This window comes from Methylobacterium sp. J-072 (assembly GCF_022829425.1).
Classification (GTDB): domain Bacteria; phylum Pseudomonadota; class Alphaproteobacteria; order Rhizobiales; family Beijerinckiaceae; genus Methylobacterium.
In genome coordinates this window covers 1-19,822 of record NZ_JAKSYK010000215.1, presented here as the reverse complement: position 1 = coordinate 19,822, position 19,822 = coordinate 1, and the positions used below count along the sequence as shown (strand labels likewise).

Here is a 19,822-nt window from a genome sequence, read left to right as displayed (position 1 = left end):
AACAAGGTCGCCGGAGCCCTCTCCCCGCATGCGGGGAGAGGGGGGATCAACCGGCCTCCCCCTGCCCCGCCCATGACCCCCACCCGCGCCGGCCTGCTGGCCCTGCTCGTCACCCTGGTCCTCGACCAGGCCTCCAAGCTCGGGCTCTATTTCGGCACCGACCTCGTGCTGACCCAGCCGTGGCGGCTGGCGCCGTTCGCCGACTTCGTGGTGGTCTGGAATCGCGGCGTCTCCTACGGGCTGTTCCAGCAGGAGAGCGGCGCCGGGCGCTGGTTCCTGGTGATCCTGTCGCTGGCCGCTGCCCTCGGCCTCGGCATCTGGATGACCCGGGCCGGCTCGCGGCTGCTGGCGGTGGCCCTCGGGCTGATCGTCGGTGGCGCGCTCGGCAACGCCATCGACCGGGCCGCCTACGGGGCGGTGTTCGACTTCGTCCACCTGCATGCCGGCGGCTGGTCCTGGTACGTGTTCAACGTGGCCGATGCGGCCATCGTCGCCGGGGTGATCGGCCTGATTCTCGACAGCCTGAGTCCAGCCGGACGCAGTACGCCGAACGACGCCGCCCGGAACGGATCGGCGCCGCACCCGTGATTCCTGCAACACATAGGCCCTGCCCGCCCCAAGCCACTGGTGCGATGCGGTCAAGGCGCCATACGATCGCCGGAAACCGGTCTCAGGCCGGGACCCGTCGGATCAGGCCGCGTGGCGGCCGTCCCCGCGCCGGATTCCCGGCCGGAACCCGTGAGGCAGCATGACCGGGCACCGCAGGCTTCGTCTCATCCTCCCCGCCGCGGTCGCGCTGGCGCCGCTGCTGACCTGCGGCGCGCAGGCGCAGGAGCGCGGCGAGTTCATGCGCGACGCGCTCTCCGGCATCGGCCTCCTGGAGAAGCGTCAGGACCCGATCGACTATCACGAGCGCCCGCCGCTGGTGATGCCGCCCAAGCTCGACGGCAAGGCCCTGCCCCAGCCCCGGGCCCGCTCCACCGGCACCGCCTGGCCGAAGGATCCCGAGATCGCCGAGCGCGAGCGCGCCGCCACCGAGCGGCGCCTGCCCAAGGGCAGCCAGGCTCAGGGGCGCTACGACGACAACAACGCCACCCTGTCGGTGGACGAGATCCGCAACGGCCGCCGCGCCGGCGCGAGCGTCACCACCGAGGCCGAGCGCAAGCCGGGCGACACCAACCGCGACGACAGCCTGCTCAGCCCGTTCGACCTGCTGAAGGGCAAGAGCGCCAATGCCGAGCCCTCCGATGTCGAGCCGGCCCGGGACATACTGACCGATCCGCCCACCGGCTACCGGCAATCCCCGAAGAAGCTGGCCCAGCCGCCGTCGCGGGACCCGATCAACAACGCCAGCCGCGAGCGCGACGAGGCCGACCCCCGGGCCTATCAGCGCCAGCGCGCCCAGCAGTAACCATCAAGCTGTGGCGCTGTTGCAACGGCGTCCCGGCATGGCAACATGACAACTCTGTCCCGGTACGGCTCTTGCCGGCCGGAGACGCGGACGGCCCCGATCCATCCTGGCGTCCCGCCAAGGCGGGCGTCGGGAACGGGGCCGGCAAAAGGAAAGCGGAATGCACCTGTTCAGGAAGGCGACGCCCACCCTCTTCCCGCTGCGTCCGGGCTCGCCGTACGGCGGCAGTGCCGGCCGGGGCGAGGCCGCGCCGTTCGGGCGCTCAGAGGCGGGCGGACCGGAGGTCACGGCCTTCACCCTCGACAACGGCCTCGACGTGGTGGTGGTGCCCGATCACCGGGCGCCGGTCGCGACCCACATGATCTGGTATCGCAACGGCTCGGCCGATGATCCGTTGGGCCAGTCGGGCATCGCCCACTTCCTCGAGCACCTGATGTTCAAGGGCACCGAGACGCACCCGGTGGGCGCCTTCTCCAAGGCCGTCTCGGGCCTCGGCGGCCAGGAGAACGCCTTCACCAGCTACGACTACACGGCCTATTTCCAGCGGGTCGCCCGCGACCATCTCGGCACCATGATGGCGTTCGAGGCCGACCGCATGAGCGGCCTCGTCCTCGACGACGCCGTGGTCGCGCCCGAGCGCGACGTGGTGCTGGAGGAGCGGCGCATGCGGGTCGAGACCGACCCCTCCGCCCAGCTCTCCGAGGCGATGGCCGCCTCGCTGTTCGTGCACCACCCCTACGGCATCCCGATCATCGGCTGGATGCACGAGATCGAGGGCCTGAACCGCGAGCACGCGCTGGCCTATTACAAGCGTTTCTACACCCCCGAGAACGCGATCCTGGTGGTGGCCGGCGACGTGACCCCGGACGAGGTCCGCCGTCTCGCCGACGAGACCTACGGCCGCGTCGCCCCCCAGGGCGCCCGGCCCGAGCGCCTGCGGGCGCGGGAGCCCGAGCCCAAGGCCCTGCGCCGGGTCGCGGTCGCCGACCCGAAGGTCGAGCAGCCGACCCTGCAGCGGCTCTACCTGACCCCCTCCTGCATCACCGCCCGCGACGGCGGCTGCCACGACCTCGAGCTGCTCGCCGAGGTGCTGGGCGGTGGCTCGACCTCCTACCTCTACCGCAAGCTGGTCATGGAGACCGGCCTCGCGGTGAATGCCGGCGCCTGGTACATGGGCTCGGCGATCGACGAGACCCGGTTCTCTGTCTACGCGGTGCCGGCCGAGGGCGTCTCCCTGGAGGCGCTGGAGGAGGCCGTGGACAAGATCCTGCGCCGCGCCCCCGCGGAGGCCTTGGGCGCCGAGGCGATCGAGCGCGCCAAGACCCGGCTCGTGGCCGAGACCGTCTACTCGTCCGACAGCCAGTCTTCGCTCGCCCGGATCTACGGCTCGGCGCTGGCGATTGGCGAGACCATCGAGGAGGTCCGCCGCTGGCCGACCGATATCGAGGCGGTCTCGCAGGAGCGCCTCAAGGCCGCCGCCGAGCGCTGGCTGACGCCGTCCCGCTCGGTCACCGGCTACCTGACCAAGGCTCAGGACCCCGACGCCCCGGTCGCGATGGCCGCGGAATAGTTCTTTCGGGCGCGTCCCGGCGGGCGGTTTTTTGGCCCCGCCGGGACCTGCATCAGGCCGTGAGCGTCGACTGGCTCCGCCGCCCGTGACACGATAAAAAAGAGGTTCCCATGAGCGTCGCCGAGCCCTTTGTCGACACCGCCGCCCCCGCCAATTCCCCCACCACGGCGCTGCCGGTGACCACCGCCGCCGGCGTCGAGGCGTGGCACGTCGAATCCCCCGTGGTGCCGATGATCGCCCTGGCCTTCACCTTCGAGGGCGGCGCCGCGCAGGACCCGGCCGGCAAGGCCGGCTGCGCCCAGATGCTGGCCCGGCTCCTCGACGAGGGCGCCGGCGACCTCACCTCCGACGCGTTCCAGGAGCGGCTCGCCGCCCGGGCGATCGAGCTGTCCTTCCATGCCGGCCCCGACGCGATCGGCGGCTCGCTCAAGATGCTGGTCAAGCATGCCGACGAGGGCATCGCGCTCCTCGCCCTGGCGCTCGCCAAGCCCCGCCTCGACCCGGACGCGATCGAGCGCGTCCGCGGCCAGGTGATCGCCGGCCTGCGCTACCAGCAGAACGATCCGGGCGTGCTGGCCTCGCGCCGGTTCTTCAAGGAGGCGTTCGCCGGCCACCCCTATGCCCGGCCCTCCTCGGGCACGGTCGAGAGCGTCGCCACGATCACCCGGGACGACCTGCTGGCGATGCATGCCCGCATCATCGGCCGCGGCCGGGTGAAGGTCGCGGCGGTGGGCGCCATCGGGGCCGAGCAGCTGGCCGAGGGCCTGAACCGCGCCTTCGGGGCCCTGCCCGAGGCCGGGGCGCTGGAGGCGGTGCCGCGCACGGAGGTGCAGGAACTCGGCCGGCGCATCGTGGTCGATCTCGATGTGCCGCAATCCGTGATCCGCTTCGGCATGGCCGGCGTGGCCTGGCGCGACCCGGACTTCATCCCGGCCTACGTGCTCAATCACATCCTCGGCGGCGGCGCCTTCACCTCGCGCCTGTTCCAGGAGGTGCGCGAGAAGCGCGGGCTGGCCTACTCGGTTGGCACGTCGCTGGTCAGCCACCGCTCCGCCGCGATGACCTGGGGCTACACCGCCACCAAGAACGAGCGCGTCGGCGAGGCGCTGTCGGTGATCGGCGACGAGATCGGCCGGCTGATCACGGATGGGCCCGACGACGACGAGCTGCAGAAGGCCAAGGACTACCTCACCGGCTCCTACGCGCTCGGCTTCGACACCTCGACCAAGATCGCGCACCAGTTGGTGCAGATCGCCTTCGAGGAGCTGGGCATGGATTACATCGCCCGCCGCAACGCCCTGGTCTCGGCCGTGACCCAGGCCGACATCCGCCGCGCCGCCGCCCGGACTTTTGCGGATGGCCGGATGCTGGTGGTCGCCGCCGGCCGCCCGGTCGGGCTCTGACGGTCGAGGCCGCTTTTTCCGGGCGGCGATCGGGTGCAGAATGCGGTCATGACCGAGCTTCTGGATCGCGCGGTGCAGACCGCCCGCGCCCTGTCCCCCGAGATGCAGGACGAGATCGCCCGCATGGTGCTCGCCTATGCGGGCCGGGACGATGCGGTGATCGCGCTGACACCGGACGAAGAGGCCGACCTGATCGAGGCGCAGGCCGAAAGGGCGCGCGGCGACTTTGCGACTGAGGCCGAGGTCGAAGCGGTCCTGTCTAAATACCGCCTTTGAAGCTGCGGTTTCAAAGGCGCGCTCTGCAGCAGATCGACTGCGCCTTGGCCTACATCGCGGCGCAATCCCCTCAGGGCGCGGCCAAGGTCGAGGCCCGGCTGACGGCGGTTCTGGCCGTCGTGCGGGATCATCCTCTCTCCGGAGAAAGACCGCAATCGCAATAGATTTACATTTATTCCTCAGCTCAATGATTTATGGTCGCGGCATATTTTATTCTATATTTGAATAAATACATAAATTATAATAATCACTGACTCGAAAACATCTGCCATTTATCGACTTGCAAATCGGTTCTGTTCCGTTGATCTTGGAGCTACGAGGCTTTTGCGTCTCTCGATCTGCTAGAGTTTAGGTGCGTCCGTATGACCGATGATCACGTCTTCAGTGCGGATCGGCGGACGTTCATGCGACATGCGCTTGCGGCGACGTCGCTTCCATTGGTTTCCCAGATTCGCGATGCTCAGGCGCAAGCACCGACCCGCGTTCAGGCGGAAACACAAGACGCGGCTGCCGGCACGCGCTTGGTCCTGCTCGGGACGAAGGGTGGCCCGACTCCTTCGACCTTACGGGCTGCCCCCGCCAATCTTTTGACGATCAATGGCCGACCCTATGTCGTCGATTGTGACAATGGTGTCGCGACGCAGCTTACAAAAGCTGGTGTAAAACTGTCGAGACTTCAAGCTATATTTCTGACGCATCACCACTCCGATCACAATGCCGATCTCGGCAATCTCGTCCTCCTGGCTTGGGCCTCCGGATTGACGACGCCGGTTCACATCTACGGGCCGCCGCCGATCAAGGACATGATTGCATCTTTCATGCGCATGAACGTGGTCGATATCGAAACGCGCATGCGTGAAGAAGGCCGGCCGCCATTCAAGGATTTGATCGTCGTACACGAGTTCGACGAGCCAGGATTGGTGCTCGAGAACGATCAGGTGCGCGTAAGCTGCGCTTTGGTCGACCATTACACACTCAAGCCGGCGTTGGCCTACCGCTTCGATACGCCGGGCCGGTCGGTCGTGTTCTCCGGCGACACCACGTACAGCGAGAATCTGATTCGGCTCGCACAAGGTGCCGACGTTCTGGTTCATGAGGTTATGTATCTGCCGGCTCTGGAAAAGCTGATGCGGACAGTCGACGGCGCGCCGACCCTCCTCGATCACCTCGTCAAATCGCACACCACAACCGAACAAGTCGGGCGCATCGCCGCTGCGGCGGGCGTGAAGACATTGGTACTGAGCCATTTTGTGCCGGGTGGTGATCCAGCGATCACCGACGAGATGTGGAGCAAGGAAGCGCGACAATATTTCCATGGCGACATCATCGTCGGCCGAGATTTGATGGCCCTCTGACTCACGCTTGCGTCACAAGCTACATCTTCGGGAGATGTCACGCGCTCGCAATTCCACCTCCGATCCCCACGTGAGGCACATCGGAGCAAAAACCCAAAAGCAAAACCATGCAGCTCACCGGCATTCATCACCTCACCGCGGTGACCGCCCGCGCCGCGGAGAACGTGGCGTTCTACACCGGCACGCTGGGCCTGCGGCTCGTGAAGAAGACCGTGAACCAGGACGACGTCTCGGCCTATCACCTGTTCTACGCCGACGGACTGGCGAGCCCCGGCAGCGACATCACCTTCTTCGACTGGCCGGCGCCCCGGGAGCGGCGCGGGTCGAACAGCATCACCCGCACCCATCTGCGGGTGCCCGGCGAAGGCGCAGTGATATGGTGGCACACGCGCCTGCGCGAGGCCGGATCCGTGGTGGCCGAACCCGCCCTGCGCGATGGCCGCCTCACCGTCGATTTCGAGGATCCCGAGGGCCAGCGCCTCGCCCTGGTCGATGACGGCGGCACCGGCCCGGAGCATCCCTGGGACGCTTCGCCGGTGCCCGCGGCCTACCAGATCCGCGGGCTGGGCCCGATCCGCCTGTCCGTGCCGGACCCGTCCCGGACGGCCGCCGTGCTGACCGATCTGCTCGGCATGCGCCGGGCGCGCAGTTTCGAGACCGGCGACGGCGCGGTCGATGTCTACGCCATGGGCCCCGGCGGCCCGGCCGCCGAGATCCAGCTCTTGGCCGATGCCTCGGCGCCGGCGCAGCAGGGTGCGGGCGCGGTCCACCATGTCGCCTTCCGCATCCCCGACGCGGAGTACGGAGCCTGGGCCGACCGGCTGAAGGTCGCCCGGGTGCCGAGCAGCGGGCCGGTGGACCGCTACTACTTCCGCAGCCTGTATTTCCGCGAGCCCAACGGCATCCTGTTCGAGATCGCCACCGACGGGCCGGGCTTCACCGCCGACGAGCCCCTGGAGAGCCTGGGCGCCCGCCTCGCCCTGCCGCCGTTCCTGGAGCCGCGCCGGGCCGCGATCGAGGCGGGGCTGAAGCCGCTCCGGCCGGTCACCGCCGGTTAAAATATTCGAACGATTCCAGGCGATTCACTTCTTCCGCAGGTGTGATCCTGACGCGCCTTGACGGGCGTGCTGCAACTGCGAAAGAAGCACCCAACATGTGTTTGACATCCGGATCCCGGCGCGCCGACGCGCGGGGTCCGACCCCGCGTCCGCGGGGCGGCGACGATTGCCGAACCTCATGCGCCCCGAATCGCCGGGGGCATGGGCCGAGCATCAGAGGATTCGAGGACTGATCCGTCGATGAGCAAGTTCTACGAGGAGCGCGTTCTGTCGGTGCATCACTGGACCGAGAACCTGTTCTCGTTCCGCACCACGCGGGACCCGGCGTTCCGGTTCCGCAACGGCGAGTTCACCATGATCGGCCTCGAGGTCGAGGGTCGGCCGCTGCTGCGCGCCTATTCGGTGGTCTCGGCCAACTACGAGGAGGAGCTCGAGTTCTTCTCGATCAAGGTCCAGGACGGGCCGCTGACCTCGAAGCTCCAGCACCTCAAGGTCGGTGACCCGATCATCGTCGGCAAGAAGCCCACCGGCACCCTGGTGCTCGACAACCTGCTGCCGGGCCGGAACCTCTACCTGCTCGGCACCGGCACGGGGCTGGCCCCGTTCCTGTCGATCATCAAGGACCCGGAGACCTACGACCGGTTCGAGAAGGTCGTGCTGGTCCATGGCTGCCGGCAGGTGCAGGAGCTGGCCTACGGCGAGACCATCACCGAGTCCCTGCCCAAGCACGAGTTCCTGGGCGAGATGATCTCGAACCAGCTGATCTACTACCCGACCGTGACCCGCGAGCCGTTCCGCAACCGCGGCCGGATCACCGACCTGATGGTCTCGGGCAAGCTGTTTGCCGATATCGGCTTGCCGGCGATGTCGGTCGAGGCCGACCGCTTCATGCTCTGCGGCAGCCCCGACATGATCCGCGACACCCGCGAGCTGCTCAGCACCGGCGGTTACGAGGAAGGCAACCACGGCGAAGGCGGCCACTACGTGATCGAGAAAGCCTTCGTCGAGAAGTAGGTTTTTCGGACTTTGCGTTCAGCCCGGTGCGGTCCGCTGCGCCGGGTTTTTTCGCGCCTTTGCGGCGGCGTTCATCTTCCCCCTTCGTCATTGCGAGCGCAGCGAAGCAACCCAGGGCAGCGCGCGATCGCAGAAGATGACGTTCCCCTGGGTTGCTTCGCTGCGCTCGCAATGACGGTGCAGGTCGAAAACGTGCCGCCGAACGAGATGAAGCTCACCGCTCGCCCTGCGGCACCGCCGGCACGCCGTCCGCGAAGGGGCCTCCGCCGGCGCTGAATAGCTTGCGCAGGAAGCCCGGGGCGATGGCCGAGAGCGGGTTCACACTCACGTCCGGGGAGGCGAGCTTGCCGGAGACGCGGAAATTGACCGCGAACAGGCCCTCGTTGTGCCCGCCCCCGAGCAGCGGCCCGAGCAGCGGCAGCTGCGAGGCGACGTTGTTGAGCCCGTAGAGCGGCACGAAGGTCCCGGTCATGTCGGTGCGCTCCCGGCCGGTATCGAGCCAGCCCGACAGGGTGAAGCCCATCGCGGCGTTGGAGATCGCCGCGTCGCTGAAATCGACCCGGCTGCCGCTGCGCACGAAATTCGCCCGCATCCGGTCGAAGGTGACGTCCCCGGCCGCCCGGCCCGGGGCGATCCGGCGGCCGCGGGCCGTGTCCGCCTCGGCCGGCTCCGGTCCCTGCGCCATGATGCTGGACAGCGCCGGCTCGTTGCGGAGCGAGAAGTCGCGGATCTGCACGACGCCGGATTGCGGGCCGTCGTTGAGGCCGATCCCGGCGGTGAGGCGCCCGCCATACATCCGCCGGTAGATGTCGACGAAGCGCAACGTCGCGCCGGCATCGGCTGAGTCCACGGCGAGCGTCGGCACGCCGCGCTCGCCGCGGGTGACGGTGGCCGCGAACGGGGCCGCGCGGAAGCGCCCGGTGATGGTGGCGGCTTTCAGGGTTCGGCCGTGCAGCGACAGCCGCAGGTTGGCGTTGGTCAGCGCCTCGTCGTTGAAGCCCGCCACGATCGGCACCTGGATGTCGGCGTCGATATCCTTCGGGTTCGCGTCCTTCGCCTCCTTGCCGCCCTTGGCATCCGGACCGCCGAGCGACTTGAGGAACGGCCGCGCATCGACCACCGCGCCGCGGACCAGGACCTTGTAGCCGGTGCCGGTGCGGTCGAGGCTCACCCGCAGGTCGTCGCCCGGGGACAGCTTGACGCTCGTCAGGTCGGCCCGCTCCAGGCCTCCCTCCGGGCTGATCGTGAGGCTGCCGCGCGCGGCCGCCGGGGCGGCGTCGAGGGCGAAATCGCGCAGCTCGTAGGTCTGGCCGCTATCGACCAGCGTGAAGCTGACGCGCCCCGGCTTGCCCGCCAGCTTGGTCAGGCCGGGCACCAGCCCATCGATGCCGGCCTTGGCGAGGTCCGCCTCGACCCGGATCGGCGGCTTGGCCGTTCCGGGCCGGCCGATCGGCACCACGGCGCGGACCGGGATCGTGCCCGAGAGCTGCGGCGCGGTCGGCAGGCCCTTCTTGCCGCGTAAGGCCTCGTCGAGGGCGAGGTTGACCACCGCCTCGCCGGGCTGGCCGACCTTGGGCTGGCGCAGGTCCACCGAGATGGGGGCGCCCGCGACCCGGCCGTCGCCCTTCAGCGTGAAGGCGCCGCGGTCGTACAGCAGGGAGAACTTGCCCGAATCCAGCCGGTCCTTGCCCATCACCTTGTCGACCGAGAGGTCGGAGAGCGTCCCCGACAGGGTCACGGGCAGGTTCGGCAGGTCGGGCACGTGCTTCAGGTCGAGGGGGAAGTCGACCCGCAGGTCGGCGTTGCCCTTGATCGTGGCCGGGTCGAGATCCACGCTCATCAGGCTCTTGAACAGCTTCGCCTGGAGCACGGACGCCATGCCGTCCGCGCCGCCGGAGAGCCGCATGCCGATCTGCGCCACCACCCGGTCCGGGGTGATCTGCGGGATCACGAAGCTGCCGTCCGAGATCGCCAGCCCGCGGCCGTCCGGTCCGCGCACCTCGGCGGTCACGTTGCGCACGGTGGTCGAGCGCCCGGTGATGGTCCCGGAGACGTTGCCCTTGACCACGGGCGGCGCGTCGGGAGTGACGTCCAGCGCCGCGTCGGAGACCCGGAAATCGATATGCACCGCGTCGTCGGGGGCCGGCTCGCCCTTGGTCGCGGCGGCCAGCACCGTGCCGGACATCTTCACGCGGATATCGACGGACTCGATCCGGCCGCGGCGCAGCTGGTCCACCAGGTAGGTGCGGGCCGGCGGCGCGATATGCTCCGGCCACAGGCGCAGGCCGGTCCGGACCTCGCCGTCATGGCCGAGGATACGCAGGGTCAGGCCGCCCTCGTCAGCCGTGGTGCCGATCGTGCCGGTGATCACCCCCTGCACGCCCGGGGCCGAAACATTGAGCGCGTCGATGGCGATGCCGCCGTCCCGGCCGGTGAGCTGCGCGTCGAGCGCGTCGATCTTCACCGGCGCATCCTTCGCGGTCGCCCCGCGCAAAGTCGCGTCGCGACCCGACAGCGTCGCGGTCCAGGCCGTGGCGGCGTCCGGCGCGCTCTCGGTCCAGGTGCCGGTTAGATGGACGGCGTTGCCGGCCCCCCGGTAGTCCAGCCCGGTCAGCGACATGACCCGGCCGGCCTCGTCCCAGTTCAGGGTCGCGTCCAGGCTCTCGACCGTGACCGGGTTGAAGTCCTTCTCCTCGATCAGGAAGGTACCGTCGCCGGTATGGACCTTGGCGTTCATGGTCGTGATCCGCCCGGCCACCAGGCTCACGTCGGCCCGGGCCGAGAGCTTGAGATCGGTGGTCAACGGCAGGCTCGATTGGCCGGAGAGCAGCAGCAGGTCGGGGACCGGCAGGTCGTCCAGGGTGATGACCCCGGAGCGCGCCAGCGGCTTGCCGTCTTGCCCCTGGCCCTCTTGCCCCTCGCCGACCTCGCGCAGGGCGCCGCCGAACCGCCACTCGCCATGGGGGCCATCGAGTCGCAACTCGAAGTTGCGGGTGCCGTTCACCGGATCGCGCCCGAACAGCCCGTTGACCCGGGCGAACACCGCGCGCTCGCGGCCGTCGTCGTCGATCAGCCGCAGCCGCGCGTCGGTGATGCGGGCGCGGTCGAGGGCGCCGACGACGCCGCTGGAATCCAGCACCACGCCGAAGATCGAGGCCAGGGTCGCCGAGAGCGGCGAGACCTTGCCGCGTGCCTCGTCCACGCTCGGCGGCGTGTGCGGCTCGATATCCACCGGGTGGTTGGCCTCGGAGGCCGCGAACGCGATCGAGCCGTCCCGGTGGACGAGGGCGGTGGTCTGGGTCTCGCGGAACTCGATCGAGCGCGGCTGCAGGTTGAGATGCAGGAGGCTCCAGGGGTCGAGGCTGACCAGAGCCAGCGGCGCCCGCACCACCAGATCACCCTGGGGATTGCGGATGTCGAGCCCGGAGAAGCGCAGGCTCAGGGCGTTCTCACGGTCGAGTTCGAGGCTGCTGCCGCGGATCCCGATGCTCCAGCCCGGCCCGATCCGCTCGGCCACCGCGGCGGCGACCCGACGCGACAGGGCGTCGATCTGCAGCGGTCCGTTGGACAGGCGCAGGACCGCCAGCCCGATCCCGCCGCCGACGAGCAGCACCAGGACGAGCGCGCCGACGAGGCAGAACCCGCCCCAACGTCGCGCCCTCCCCCGAGGCTTGCCTGCCAAGGTCGTCTCGTCCGCCATCGGGACCCTTGTTCCGGGGGCTTCGCACGCGGAACTCCGCGGCCGGTGGATCGAAGCGCGTCCGCGCTTTACAGCGGGCGTGACTCCGAGTTCTGGTCGGGCGGCGCGGCGCAACCTCATGGTGCTGCCGCGCATGGCGGGACTGCACACCATCAATCGGCCGAAAGGAAGGCACGATGCCATTGTCAGAGGGCGATCCGGCCCCCGATTTCGACCTTCCGGCCTCCGGTGGAGGACGGATCGCGCTGTCGGCGCTCCGCGGTCACAAGATCGTGCTCTACTTCTACCCGAAGGACGACACGAGCGGCTGCACCCTGGAGGCGCAGGACTTCAACGGCCTGCTGCCGGCCTTCGCTGAGGCCGACGCGAAGGTGATCGGCCTGTCACCGGACCCGGTGAAGAGCCACGACAAGTTCTGCGGCAAGTACGGCCTCGCCTTCCCCCTCGCCTCCGACGAGGACAAGGGCGTGCTGGAGGCCTACGGGGTCTGGGTCGAGAAGAGCATGTACGGGCGCACATACATGGGCGTGGAGCGCACCACCGTGCTGGTCGACCGCGAAGGGCGCATCGCCAAGGTCTGGCCGAAGGTGAAGGTGCCCGGTCATGCCGAGGCGGTGCTGGAGGCCGCCCGGGCGCTGCCCTGATCGGACGGGCTACTGCCGACACGGGTTTGGGGCGCTCTCGTTCTCGCAGGCCGCGACGCGCGCCCTCCCCCGCACGGGCTCGCGGATTCACACATCCCCGGATGTGGCGCGGGTCCCCTCTCCCGTGCGGGAGAGGGACAGGGTGAGGGATGCGCGCTTTCCGGACAGACCCGGTCCCTCACCCCAACCCTCTCCCGCACGGGAGAGGGGGCGCGTCGCGGCTTTCGCGAGCCGATGTGTAAACATCGTAGCCCGCACGGGAGTGGGGACCCGCGCCCGTCACGCGCAACGCCGTGGCCTGCTCGAAGACCGAAACCCATGTCCGCGGTAGCCGGTCGGGAGCGGGCGGCGCGACGGATCTTTAACCCTAATCGGGTCTGAATGGCGGCTCCTACGGGGCCGTCGTGATGCATCGCCCGCCGCTTCCCAAGATCCTCGCCGCCGGGCTCGCCCTCGCCCTCCTGTGGGCGCTCGGGGCCTCCTACCTGATCGTGTTCCACGACGACGTGCTCGCCGGCTTCGTCGCCCGTCAGGGGGCGATGCGGGACGCCTACGAGGCCCGGCTCACCGAGTTGCGGGACCGGCTCGACCGGGCGGGCCGCGACCGGGCCGGCGCGGAATCGAGCCTGGCCGAGCGGGTCGCGGCGGCTTTGGAGCGTCAGGCCGAGCTGGAGCGCCGGCAGGCGGCCCTGGCCGGCCTCGGAGCCCAGATCAACGACCCGCTCACCACCGGCGCGCTGCCCCGCCCGGACGAGGGCCCGGACGCGTTCGGCCTGCGCCCGGCCGAGGCGGGCGCCCCGCCCCGGCTCCCCGCTCTCCCCCGCCGGAGCGCCATCGACGCCGAAACCGGGCTGATCCGGCTGGAGGCGCGCCTCGACGGCCTGGGGACCGCGCAGGGTGAGCGCCTCGCGCGGGTGGTCGTGCGGGCCGGCGACACGGTCCGGCGCCTGCGCGGGCTGATCGGCCGCACCGGCCTCGACCCCGACCGCTTGGACCGCACGGCAGAGACCGGAACCGGCGGCCCGCTGGTCCCCCTCGACGCCCGCGCCCTGGACGGAACCAGCTTCGCAAGCGGCTTCGAAAGCAACCTGGACCTGGCCCGCCGGACGCTGGGTGACGGCGAGCGCCTGCACCGGCTCGCTGCAGCACTGCCGCTGGCCCGGCCGATCCGCGGCGAGCCGGTCGTGTCGAGCCCGTTCGGCACCCGGCTCGACCCGTTCACCCGGGGGTTGGCGCTCCATACCGGCCTCGACCTCAAGGCCGAGTCCGGCGAGCCCGCCCGCGCCACCGCCCCCGGCCGGGTGAGCGCCGCGGACTATGCCGGCGGCTACGGCAACATGGTCGAGATCGACCACGGCCACGGCGTGGTCACCCGATTCGGCCACCTCGCCCGCATCCTCGTCCGCCCGGGCCAGCGCGTCGCTGCGGGGGACGTGGTCGGCGCCGTCGGCTCGACCGGGCGCTCCACCGGGGCGCACCTGCATTACGAGACCCGGATCGACGGCGAGCCGGTCGACCCGCAGCGCTTCCTCGATGCCGGCGGTGACCTCGCGGCGGCACTCGCAACCGATTGAGTTGGCGCCGGATTTTTCGATCCGTGATATCGTCGTGCGTCCGATCGGAGGCCGCGATGCAGACTGGGCGCATGAGCGTCGCCGAGTACCGGCGCTGGGTCGAGCCGCGTCCGGACGAGGAGCGCTGGGAGTTGCTCGACGGCGAGCCGGTGCTGATGGCGCCCCCGAGCGCCCGGCACCAGCGCATCGTGACCAACCTGCTCACCCGTCTCGACGGGCTGGCCGAGCCTCGCGGCTGCGGCGCCTATCCCGGCCTCGCCATCCTCAGCGACGCGATGGACGATTACGCGCCCTATCCGGACGTGGTGGTCCATTGCGGGTCGATGCCGCCCAGCGGCTTCATCGACGATCCGCTGCTGATCGCCGAAGTGCTCTCGCCCGGCACCATGACCAACGACCGCGGCCGCAAGCTCGCCTTATACGCCACCGTCCCGAGCCTCCAGAGCCTGCTCATCGTCTATTCTGACGAGGCCCGGATCGAGGTCTGGCGCCGGGATGCCGGTTGGACGATGCGGGTCGCCGGGCCGGGCGAGGCCATCGCCCTGCCGGAACTCGGCGGTGCCCTGCCGGTGGGCGAGGCCTACGCCCGGGTGACCGTCTGAACCGGCGCTGTTGCGGGCGCCATCGCGGGTGCTACCATCGCGCCGGGATCGGAGGGCGGCGATGGCTGTGGCCGCAAGGCGCGACACGCGCATGGGATTTGCCGAGTTCAAGCGCTGGGCGGAGAACCGCCCGGATGCGGAGCGCTGGGAACTCCTCGACGGCGAGCCCGTGCTCATGTCGCCGCCGCGGGAGCGCCATCAGGCGATCGTCGCCAATCTGATCCGCCGGATCGGCGATCTCGCCGATGGCAAGGGCTGCCGCGCGATGCCGGGTCTCGGGATCGTCAGCGCCGCGCAGGACGATTTCGTGCCGATCCCGGACGTGGTGGTGCGCTGCGGGCCGCCGTTGCCCGACGGCTACGCGGAGGATCCGCTTCTGGTCGCGGAGGTGCTGTCGCCTTCGACGATGAGCCTGGACCGGGGCCGCAAGATCGATTTCTACCGCACGGTGCCGAGCCTCAAGGTTTTGCTGATCGTCTATTCCGACGAGGCCCGCGTCGAGGTCTGGCGTCGGGAGGCCGGCGACTGGACCGTGGCGGCGCTCGGACTCGACGGCAGCGTTGCACTTCCGGAACTCGACGGCAGCGTGCCGGTGCGCGACATCTACCGCGGCCTCGACGCCTGACGGCCCGGCCCGCGCAGCCTCCTGAACCGGCGCTGTTGCGGGTGGCATCACCGGTGCTACCATCGTCCGGTGACCGGAGGGCGGCGATGGCTGTGGCCGCGCGGCGCGACACGCGCATGGGATTTGCCGAGTTCAAGCGCTGGGCGGAGAACCGCCCGGATGCGGAGCGCTGGGAACTTCTCGACGGCGAGCCTGCGCTCATGTCGCCGCCGCGGGAGCGCCATCAGCGCATCGTCATGAACCTGGCCGGACGCCTGGATGCCCTGGCCGAGCCGCGGGGCTGCCGCGCCCTGCCCGGGCTCGGGATCGTCAGCGCCGCGCAGGACGATATTGTGCCGATCCCCGACGTGGTGGTGCGCTGCGGGCCGCCGCTGCCCGACGGCTACGCCGAGGATCCGCTTCTGGTCGCGGAGGTGCTGTCGCCCTCGACCATGAGCCTGGACCGGGGCCGCAAGATCGATTTCTACCGCACGGTGCCGAGCCTCAAGGTTTTGCTGATCGTCTATTCCGACGAGGCCCGCGTTGAAGTGTGGCGCCGGGAGGCCGATGACTGGACCGTGCAGGCGCTCGGCTTCGACGGCAGCCTTGCGCTGCCGGAACTCGACGGCACCGTGCCGGTGCGCGACATCTACCGCGGCCTCGCCGTCTGAGGCACCGCACCCGATCGCAACGCGCCGGTTCGTCCGGCCCAGCAGAGCTTCAAGGCGCCGACTTGCCCCACTTCGAAGATTTCTACGCGGCCAAGCTGCGCGGCGCCCTCGGCGTGACGGACGCGGAATCCGTGCTCGACCTGCGCGGCGCCAACCGGGCGACCGCGGAGGCGTCCCTCAAGGACATGCTGGAGCGCAGCCGCTTCGCCAAGGGCAAGACCGTGGCGATCCGCCTGGACCCGCCCCCGGAGGGCGGCGGCGAGACCCTGTTCCAGCCGGCCGGCCGCCTGCTCCTCGACGCGAAGCGTCGCGGCTTGATCGAGCGCCTGCATACCCTGCCGGCCCAGGACGGCCTCGGCTTCTACGTCGCCCTGGCCGGCCGCGCGGAGCGGACGCCCATGTGATCCGGTGTGATCCGGCCGCCGGTGTAGAGCTGGCAACGGATCGGGTCCGGGCGTCCGGACGTTGATCGGGCCCACGCCACCGGATCCTGCCCGTGCCGAACCCTGAACAACGCTCCGCCCGGTACCGTGCATGAATCCCCTCCCCGGTGGGCGCAACACGATCGAGCGCATCGCCCGCTTCGGCTACGGCGCCCGCGGGGTCGTCTATGGCGTGGTCGGCGCCCTGGCGCTGCTCGCCGCCATCGGCCAGGGCGGCCGGGCCGGCGACAGCAAGGATGCCCTGCGGGCCGTGCTGGGCGGACCGTTCGGCGCGGTCCTGGTCGGGTTGATCGCCCTGGGGCTCGCCGGCTTCGCACTCTGGCGCCTGGTCGAGGGCGTGACCGACGCCGACCGGCGGGGCAATTCGGCCAAGGGGCTGGCGGTGCGCGGCGCGCATCTCATCAGCGCGGCGATCTATTTCGGGCTCGCCGTCAGCGCCGCCTCGCTCAGCCTTGGCCTCGGCATGAGCGGCGGCGACGGCGTGCATGACGGCACCGCCTGGCTCCTGGCAAAACCCTTCGGGCGCTGGCTCGTGGCCCTCGTCGGCCTCGGTGTGATCGGCGGCGGCTTCGGGTTCCTGGGCAAGGGAGTCCTGAGTAAGGCCTGGCGGGGCGACGTCACCGAGCGGCTGTCCCTCGACGCCCAGGCCCGCGACCGCTGGGCCGGCCCGATCGGGCGCTTCGGCTACGCGGCCCGGGGCATCGCCTTCCTGATCATCGGCGGGTTCCTGGTGGCGGCGGCCTGGCACCAGCGCTCGTCGGACGCGAAGGGACTGACGGAGGCCTTCGCGCTGCTGCGCGCCCAGCCCTATGGCTGGATCCTGCTCGCCCTGGTCGGGGCCGGCCACGCCGCCTTCGGAGCCTTCGGGCTGATCCAGGCCCGCTACCGGCACATCGACGCCCCCAACATCGACCGGGTCGACGACGCGGCCGGAGCGGCCGTCCGGGCGCTCACCTGAAAGATAAGTCTTTGTAAATCGTCGCCCATGCCCCATGTAGAGTTCACCCTCCGCGCAATACCGTGCCCTGGGCGACGACGCGGAGACGATTATGGCCAGGACGCTGATCACGGGTAAGGCGCAGACTGTAACGACCGAAGACTTCAACGAGCGCGTCAAGACCTTGCTCGTCGACAAGGTCTACCCGCTCAAGGGCCGGACCTACCAGAAGAACTTCAAGACCGGCTTCTCCGGCGCGATCGTCAAGTAGGACGATCCCCCGGCTGGGCGCGCGCCTGAGGCGTCCGGCCCCGCGTTGACAGGGCGGATGCCGCGGCGGATACCGCGCGGCACCCCATCCGGCCCCCGATGCAGCAGCGCTTTTACAAGATCGCGGTGATGGTGGCCCACGACCTCGCGGCGACCGCCGCCGCCGTGGTGCTCACCTTCCTGTTCCGCTTCCAGGGCGGCATGCTGGACGAGCGCCTGCACGCCCTGCCGCTGCTGCTGCCGCCGTTCCTGCTGTTCGCCGGCTTGGTCTACGGCCGGTTCCGGCTGTACCGGACCAAGTGGCGCTTCGCCTCGCTGCAGGATCTCGCCGGGATCGTCCGGGCGTCGAGCGTCCTGGCCCTGACTCTCTTGGTGACCGACTGGGTCCTGGTCTCGGCCGACCTCTACGGCTTCTACTTCTTCGGCAAGATCGCGATTGTTTTGTACTGGGTCCTGCAGATCTTTCTGCTCGGGGGCGCGCGCCTTGCGTTCCGGTACCTCAAGGACACCCGCTCCCGGCAATCGAGCGCCCGGGCCGCCACCGTGCCGACGCTGCTGCTCGGGCGCGGCGGCGATCTCGACGTGCTGATCCGCGCCATCGAAACCGGCTCGGTCCGGAAGCTGGCGCCCCGCGGGATCCTGTCGCCCCGGGCGGACGAGACCGGGCAGTTCATGCGCGGCGTGCCCGTGCTCGGCGGTTTCCGGGATCTCGAACGGGTGGTGGCGGAGCTGGCGGCGGGCGGCGAGCCGGTGCGGCGGCTGGTGGCCGCCCCGAGCGCCCTGGTGCCGGAGGCCGCCCCCGACGACTTGATCGCCCGCGCCCGGCGGCTCGGCCTGCCGCTCGCCCGCGTGGTCGGGCTCGGCGAGGGCGCGCAGGGGCCCGAGCTGGCGCCCCTCGAGATCGAGGATCTGCTCCTGCGCCCCACCGTGGCGATCGACCGGCCGCGCCTGGAGGCGTTTTTGGCCGGCCGCCGGGTGGTGGTGACGGGGGGCGGCGGCTCGATCGGCTCGGAGATCTGCCTGCGGGCCGTGGCCTTCGGGGCCGCCGCGGTGCTGGTGCTCGAATCTTCGGAGCCGGCGCTCCACGGCATCCTCAGCCACCCGGCGATCCTGTCCGCGCAGGCCGCGGTGACCGGCGTGCTCGCCGACATCCGCGACCGGGAGCGGACCCATCAGGTCATCGCGGCGTTCCGGCCCGATTGCGTGGTCCACGCCGCCGCGCTCAAGCAGGTGCCCTACCTGGAGCGCGACTGGCAGGAGGGCATCAAGACCAACGTGTTCGGCTCGATCAACGTGGCCGAGGCCGCCGTCGCGGCGGGCGCCCGGGCCCTCGTGATGGTCTCCACCGACAAGGCGATCGAGCCGGTCTCGCAGCTCGGCGTCACCAAGCGCTTCGCCGAGATGGTCGCCCAGGCGCTGGACGCCGAGCAGTCGGCCAAGCCGGACCATCCGACCCGGCTGATCGCGGTGCGCTTCGGCAACGTGCTCGGCTCGGTCGGCTCGGTGGTGCCGGTGTTCAAGGGGCAGATCGCCCGGGGTGGCCCGGTCACGGTCACCGATCCCGACATGGTCCGCTATTTCATGACCGTCCGTGAGGCCTGCGACCTCGTGCTGACCGCGGCCTCTCACGCCGACGGCGAGGGCCGCACCACCCCGGAGGCGGAGCGCGCCGCGGTCTACGTGCTCAAGATGGGCCAGCCGGTGCGGATCGCCGAGCTCGCCGAGCGGATGATCCGGCTGGCCGGGTTCGAGCCGGGGGCGGAGATCGAGATCGCTTATACCGGCGCCCGGCCCGGCGAGCGGCTCAACGAGATCCTGTTCGCCCGGGAGGAGCCCCGAGTCACCCTGCCGGGCATCGACGGCGTGATGGCGGCCCGCCCGGTCTTCGCCGACCGCGCCCGGCTCGACGCCTGGGTGGCCCAGCTGCGGGCGGCCGTCGCGGCGGGCGACCGGGCGGCCGCTGAGGCCGTGTTCGAGGCGGCGGTGCCGCATTTCCGCGAGCGCCACGCGCAACGGCCGGCCGGGCGGGATTTTGTTTCCACGGGGGCGACGGCCGAGGCTGAGCCGCAGGTCGGTGCGGCGAGCGCTGCGATCGGCTGACGCGTTCGGCTCCCCGGGTCGACCTCGTGTTTCGTCCCACCCAACCCCCTCATCCTGAGGCGACGGAGCGCAGCGGAGGCCTCGAAGGAGCCCTCCAGCCAGCCGCGCGATTCCTGGAGGGCTCCTTCGAGGCCTCCGCTGAGCTTCGGCACCTTGTATTAGCGAATCATGTCAGATTGCCCCTGTCCCG

Annotated in this window: 18 protein-coding genes; 17 read left to right on the top strand and 1 reads right to left on the bottom strand. The window is 70.2% G+C overall.

Annotation, left to right across the window (positions count from 1 at the left end):
• Positions 1-72 precede the first annotated feature (72 nt).
• The 8 genes from lspA (at position 73) to MKK67_RS28735 (ending at position 8,087) form a co-directional block, all read left to right on the top strand.
• Positions 73-588 (top strand): signal peptidase II, encoded by a 516-nt coding sequence (gene lspA, locus MKK67_RS28770; RefSeq protein WP_243972003.1) that lies wholly within the window; start codon positions 73-75, stop codon positions 586-588.
• Positions 589-748: 160 nt separating this feature from the next.
• On the top strand, positions 749-1,411 hold the full coding sequence (locus tag MKK67_RS28765) for a hypothetical protein (protein WP_243972000.1): 663 nt from the start codon (positions 749-751) through the stop codon (positions 1,409-1,411).
• Positions 1,412-1,571: 160 nt separating this feature from the next.
• On the top strand, positions 1,572-2,981 hold the full coding sequence (locus tag MKK67_RS28760; RefSeq protein ID WP_243971998.1) for a M16 family metallopeptidase: 1,410 nt from the start codon (positions 1,572-1,574) through the stop codon (positions 2,979-2,981).
• A 110-nt stretch (positions 2,982-3,091) separates the two neighbouring features.
• On the top strand, positions 3,092-4,384 hold the full coding sequence (locus tag MKK67_RS28755; protein ID WP_243971997.1) for a M16 family metallopeptidase: 1,293 nt from the start codon (positions 3,092-3,094) through the stop codon (positions 4,382-4,384).
• A gap of 48 nt (positions 4,385-4,432) precedes the next feature.
• The gene (locus MKK67_RS28750; RefSeq protein ID WP_243971995.1) at positions 4,433-4,660 is read left to right on the top strand and encodes a hypothetical protein; all 228 of its coding nucleotides are present in this window, start codon (positions 4,433-4,435) and stop codon (positions 4,658-4,660) included.
• 362 nt (positions 4,661-5,022) lie between these two features.
• Positions 5,023-6,015 carry an MBL fold metallo-hydrolase gene (locus tag MKK67_RS28745; RefSeq protein ID WP_243971993.1) on the top strand — a complete coding sequence of 331 codons (993 nt, stop codon included), beginning with the start codon at positions 5,023-5,025 and terminating at the stop codon, positions 6,013-6,015.
• Positions 6,016-6,122: 107 nt separating this feature from the next.
• Complete coding sequence (locus MKK67_RS28740) at positions 6,123-7,073, top strand: ring-cleaving dioxygenase (RefSeq protein ID WP_243971990.1); 951 nt, start codon at positions 6,123-6,125, stop codon at positions 7,071-7,073.
• Positions 7,074-7,313: 240 nt separating this feature from the next.
• Complete coding sequence (locus MKK67_RS28735) at positions 7,314-8,087, top strand: ferredoxin--NADP reductase (protein WP_243971988.1); 774 nt, start codon at positions 7,314-7,316, stop codon at positions 8,085-8,087.
• 214 nt (positions 8,088-8,301) lie between these two features.
• Here MKK67_RS28735 and MKK67_RS28730 read toward each other — a convergent pair whose 3' ends face one another.
• Positions 8,302-11,787, bottom strand: coding sequence for a DUF3971 domain-containing protein (locus MKK67_RS28730; RefSeq protein WP_243971986.1), 3,486 nt, complete (start codon positions 11,785-11,787; stop codon positions 8,302-8,304).
• A gap of 176 nt (positions 11,788-11,963) precedes the next feature.
• Between MKK67_RS28730 and MKK67_RS28725 the strand changes: the two genes are divergently transcribed.
• The 9 genes from MKK67_RS28725 (at position 11,964) to MKK67_RS28685 (ending at position 19,632) form a co-directional block, all read left to right on the top strand.
• The gene (locus tag MKK67_RS28725) at positions 11,964-12,431 is read left to right on the top strand and encodes a peroxiredoxin (protein ID WP_243971984.1); all 468 of its coding nucleotides are present in this window, start codon (positions 11,964-11,966) and stop codon (positions 12,429-12,431) included.
• 407 nt (positions 12,432-12,838) lie between these two features.
• The gene (locus tag MKK67_RS28720; RefSeq protein WP_243971982.1) at positions 12,839-14,005 is read left to right on the top strand and encodes a M23 family metallopeptidase; all 1,167 of its coding nucleotides are present in this window, start codon (positions 12,839-12,841) and stop codon (positions 14,003-14,005) included.
• A 56-nt stretch (positions 14,006-14,061) separates the two neighbouring features.
• Positions 14,062-14,607: a Uma2 family endonuclease gene (locus MKK67_RS28715; RefSeq protein WP_243971980.1), complete on the top strand. Its 546-nt coding sequence runs from the start codon at positions 14,062-14,064 to the stop codon at positions 14,605-14,607.
• Between the two features lie 61 nt (positions 14,608-14,668).
• Positions 14,669-15,232 carry a Uma2 family endonuclease gene (locus MKK67_RS28710; protein ID WP_243971978.1) on the top strand — a complete coding sequence of 188 codons (564 nt, stop codon included), beginning with the start codon at positions 14,669-14,671 and terminating at the stop codon, positions 15,230-15,232.
• 86 nt (positions 15,233-15,318) lie between these two features.
• Positions 15,319-15,882, top strand: coding sequence for a Uma2 family endonuclease (locus MKK67_RS28705; protein WP_243971976.1), 564 nt, complete (start codon positions 15,319-15,321; stop codon positions 15,880-15,882).
• 62 nt (positions 15,883-15,944) lie between these two features.
• Positions 15,945-16,286 (top strand): hypothetical protein, encoded by a 342-nt coding sequence (locus tag MKK67_RS28700; RefSeq protein ID WP_092036933.1) that lies wholly within the window; start codon positions 15,945-15,947, stop codon positions 16,284-16,286.
• 130 nt (positions 16,287-16,416) lie between these two features.
• Positions 16,417-17,283, top strand: coding sequence for a DUF1206 domain-containing protein (locus MKK67_RS28695; RefSeq protein ID WP_243971974.1), 867 nt, complete (start codon positions 16,417-16,419; stop codon positions 17,281-17,283).
• A 91-nt stretch (positions 17,284-17,374) separates the two neighbouring features.
• A complete protein-coding gene (locus MKK67_RS28690) occupies positions 17,375-17,533 on the top strand; it encodes a hypothetical protein (RefSeq protein WP_167367636.1) in 159 nt (52 codons plus the stop codon).
• Positions 17,534-17,631: 98 nt separating this feature from the next.
• Entirely contained in the window at positions 17,632-19,632 is a 2,001-nt protein-coding gene (locus MKK67_RS28685; RefSeq protein WP_243971972.1) for an SDR family NAD(P)-dependent oxidoreductase, read from the top strand.
• Positions 19,633-19,822: the final 190 nt, after the last annotated feature.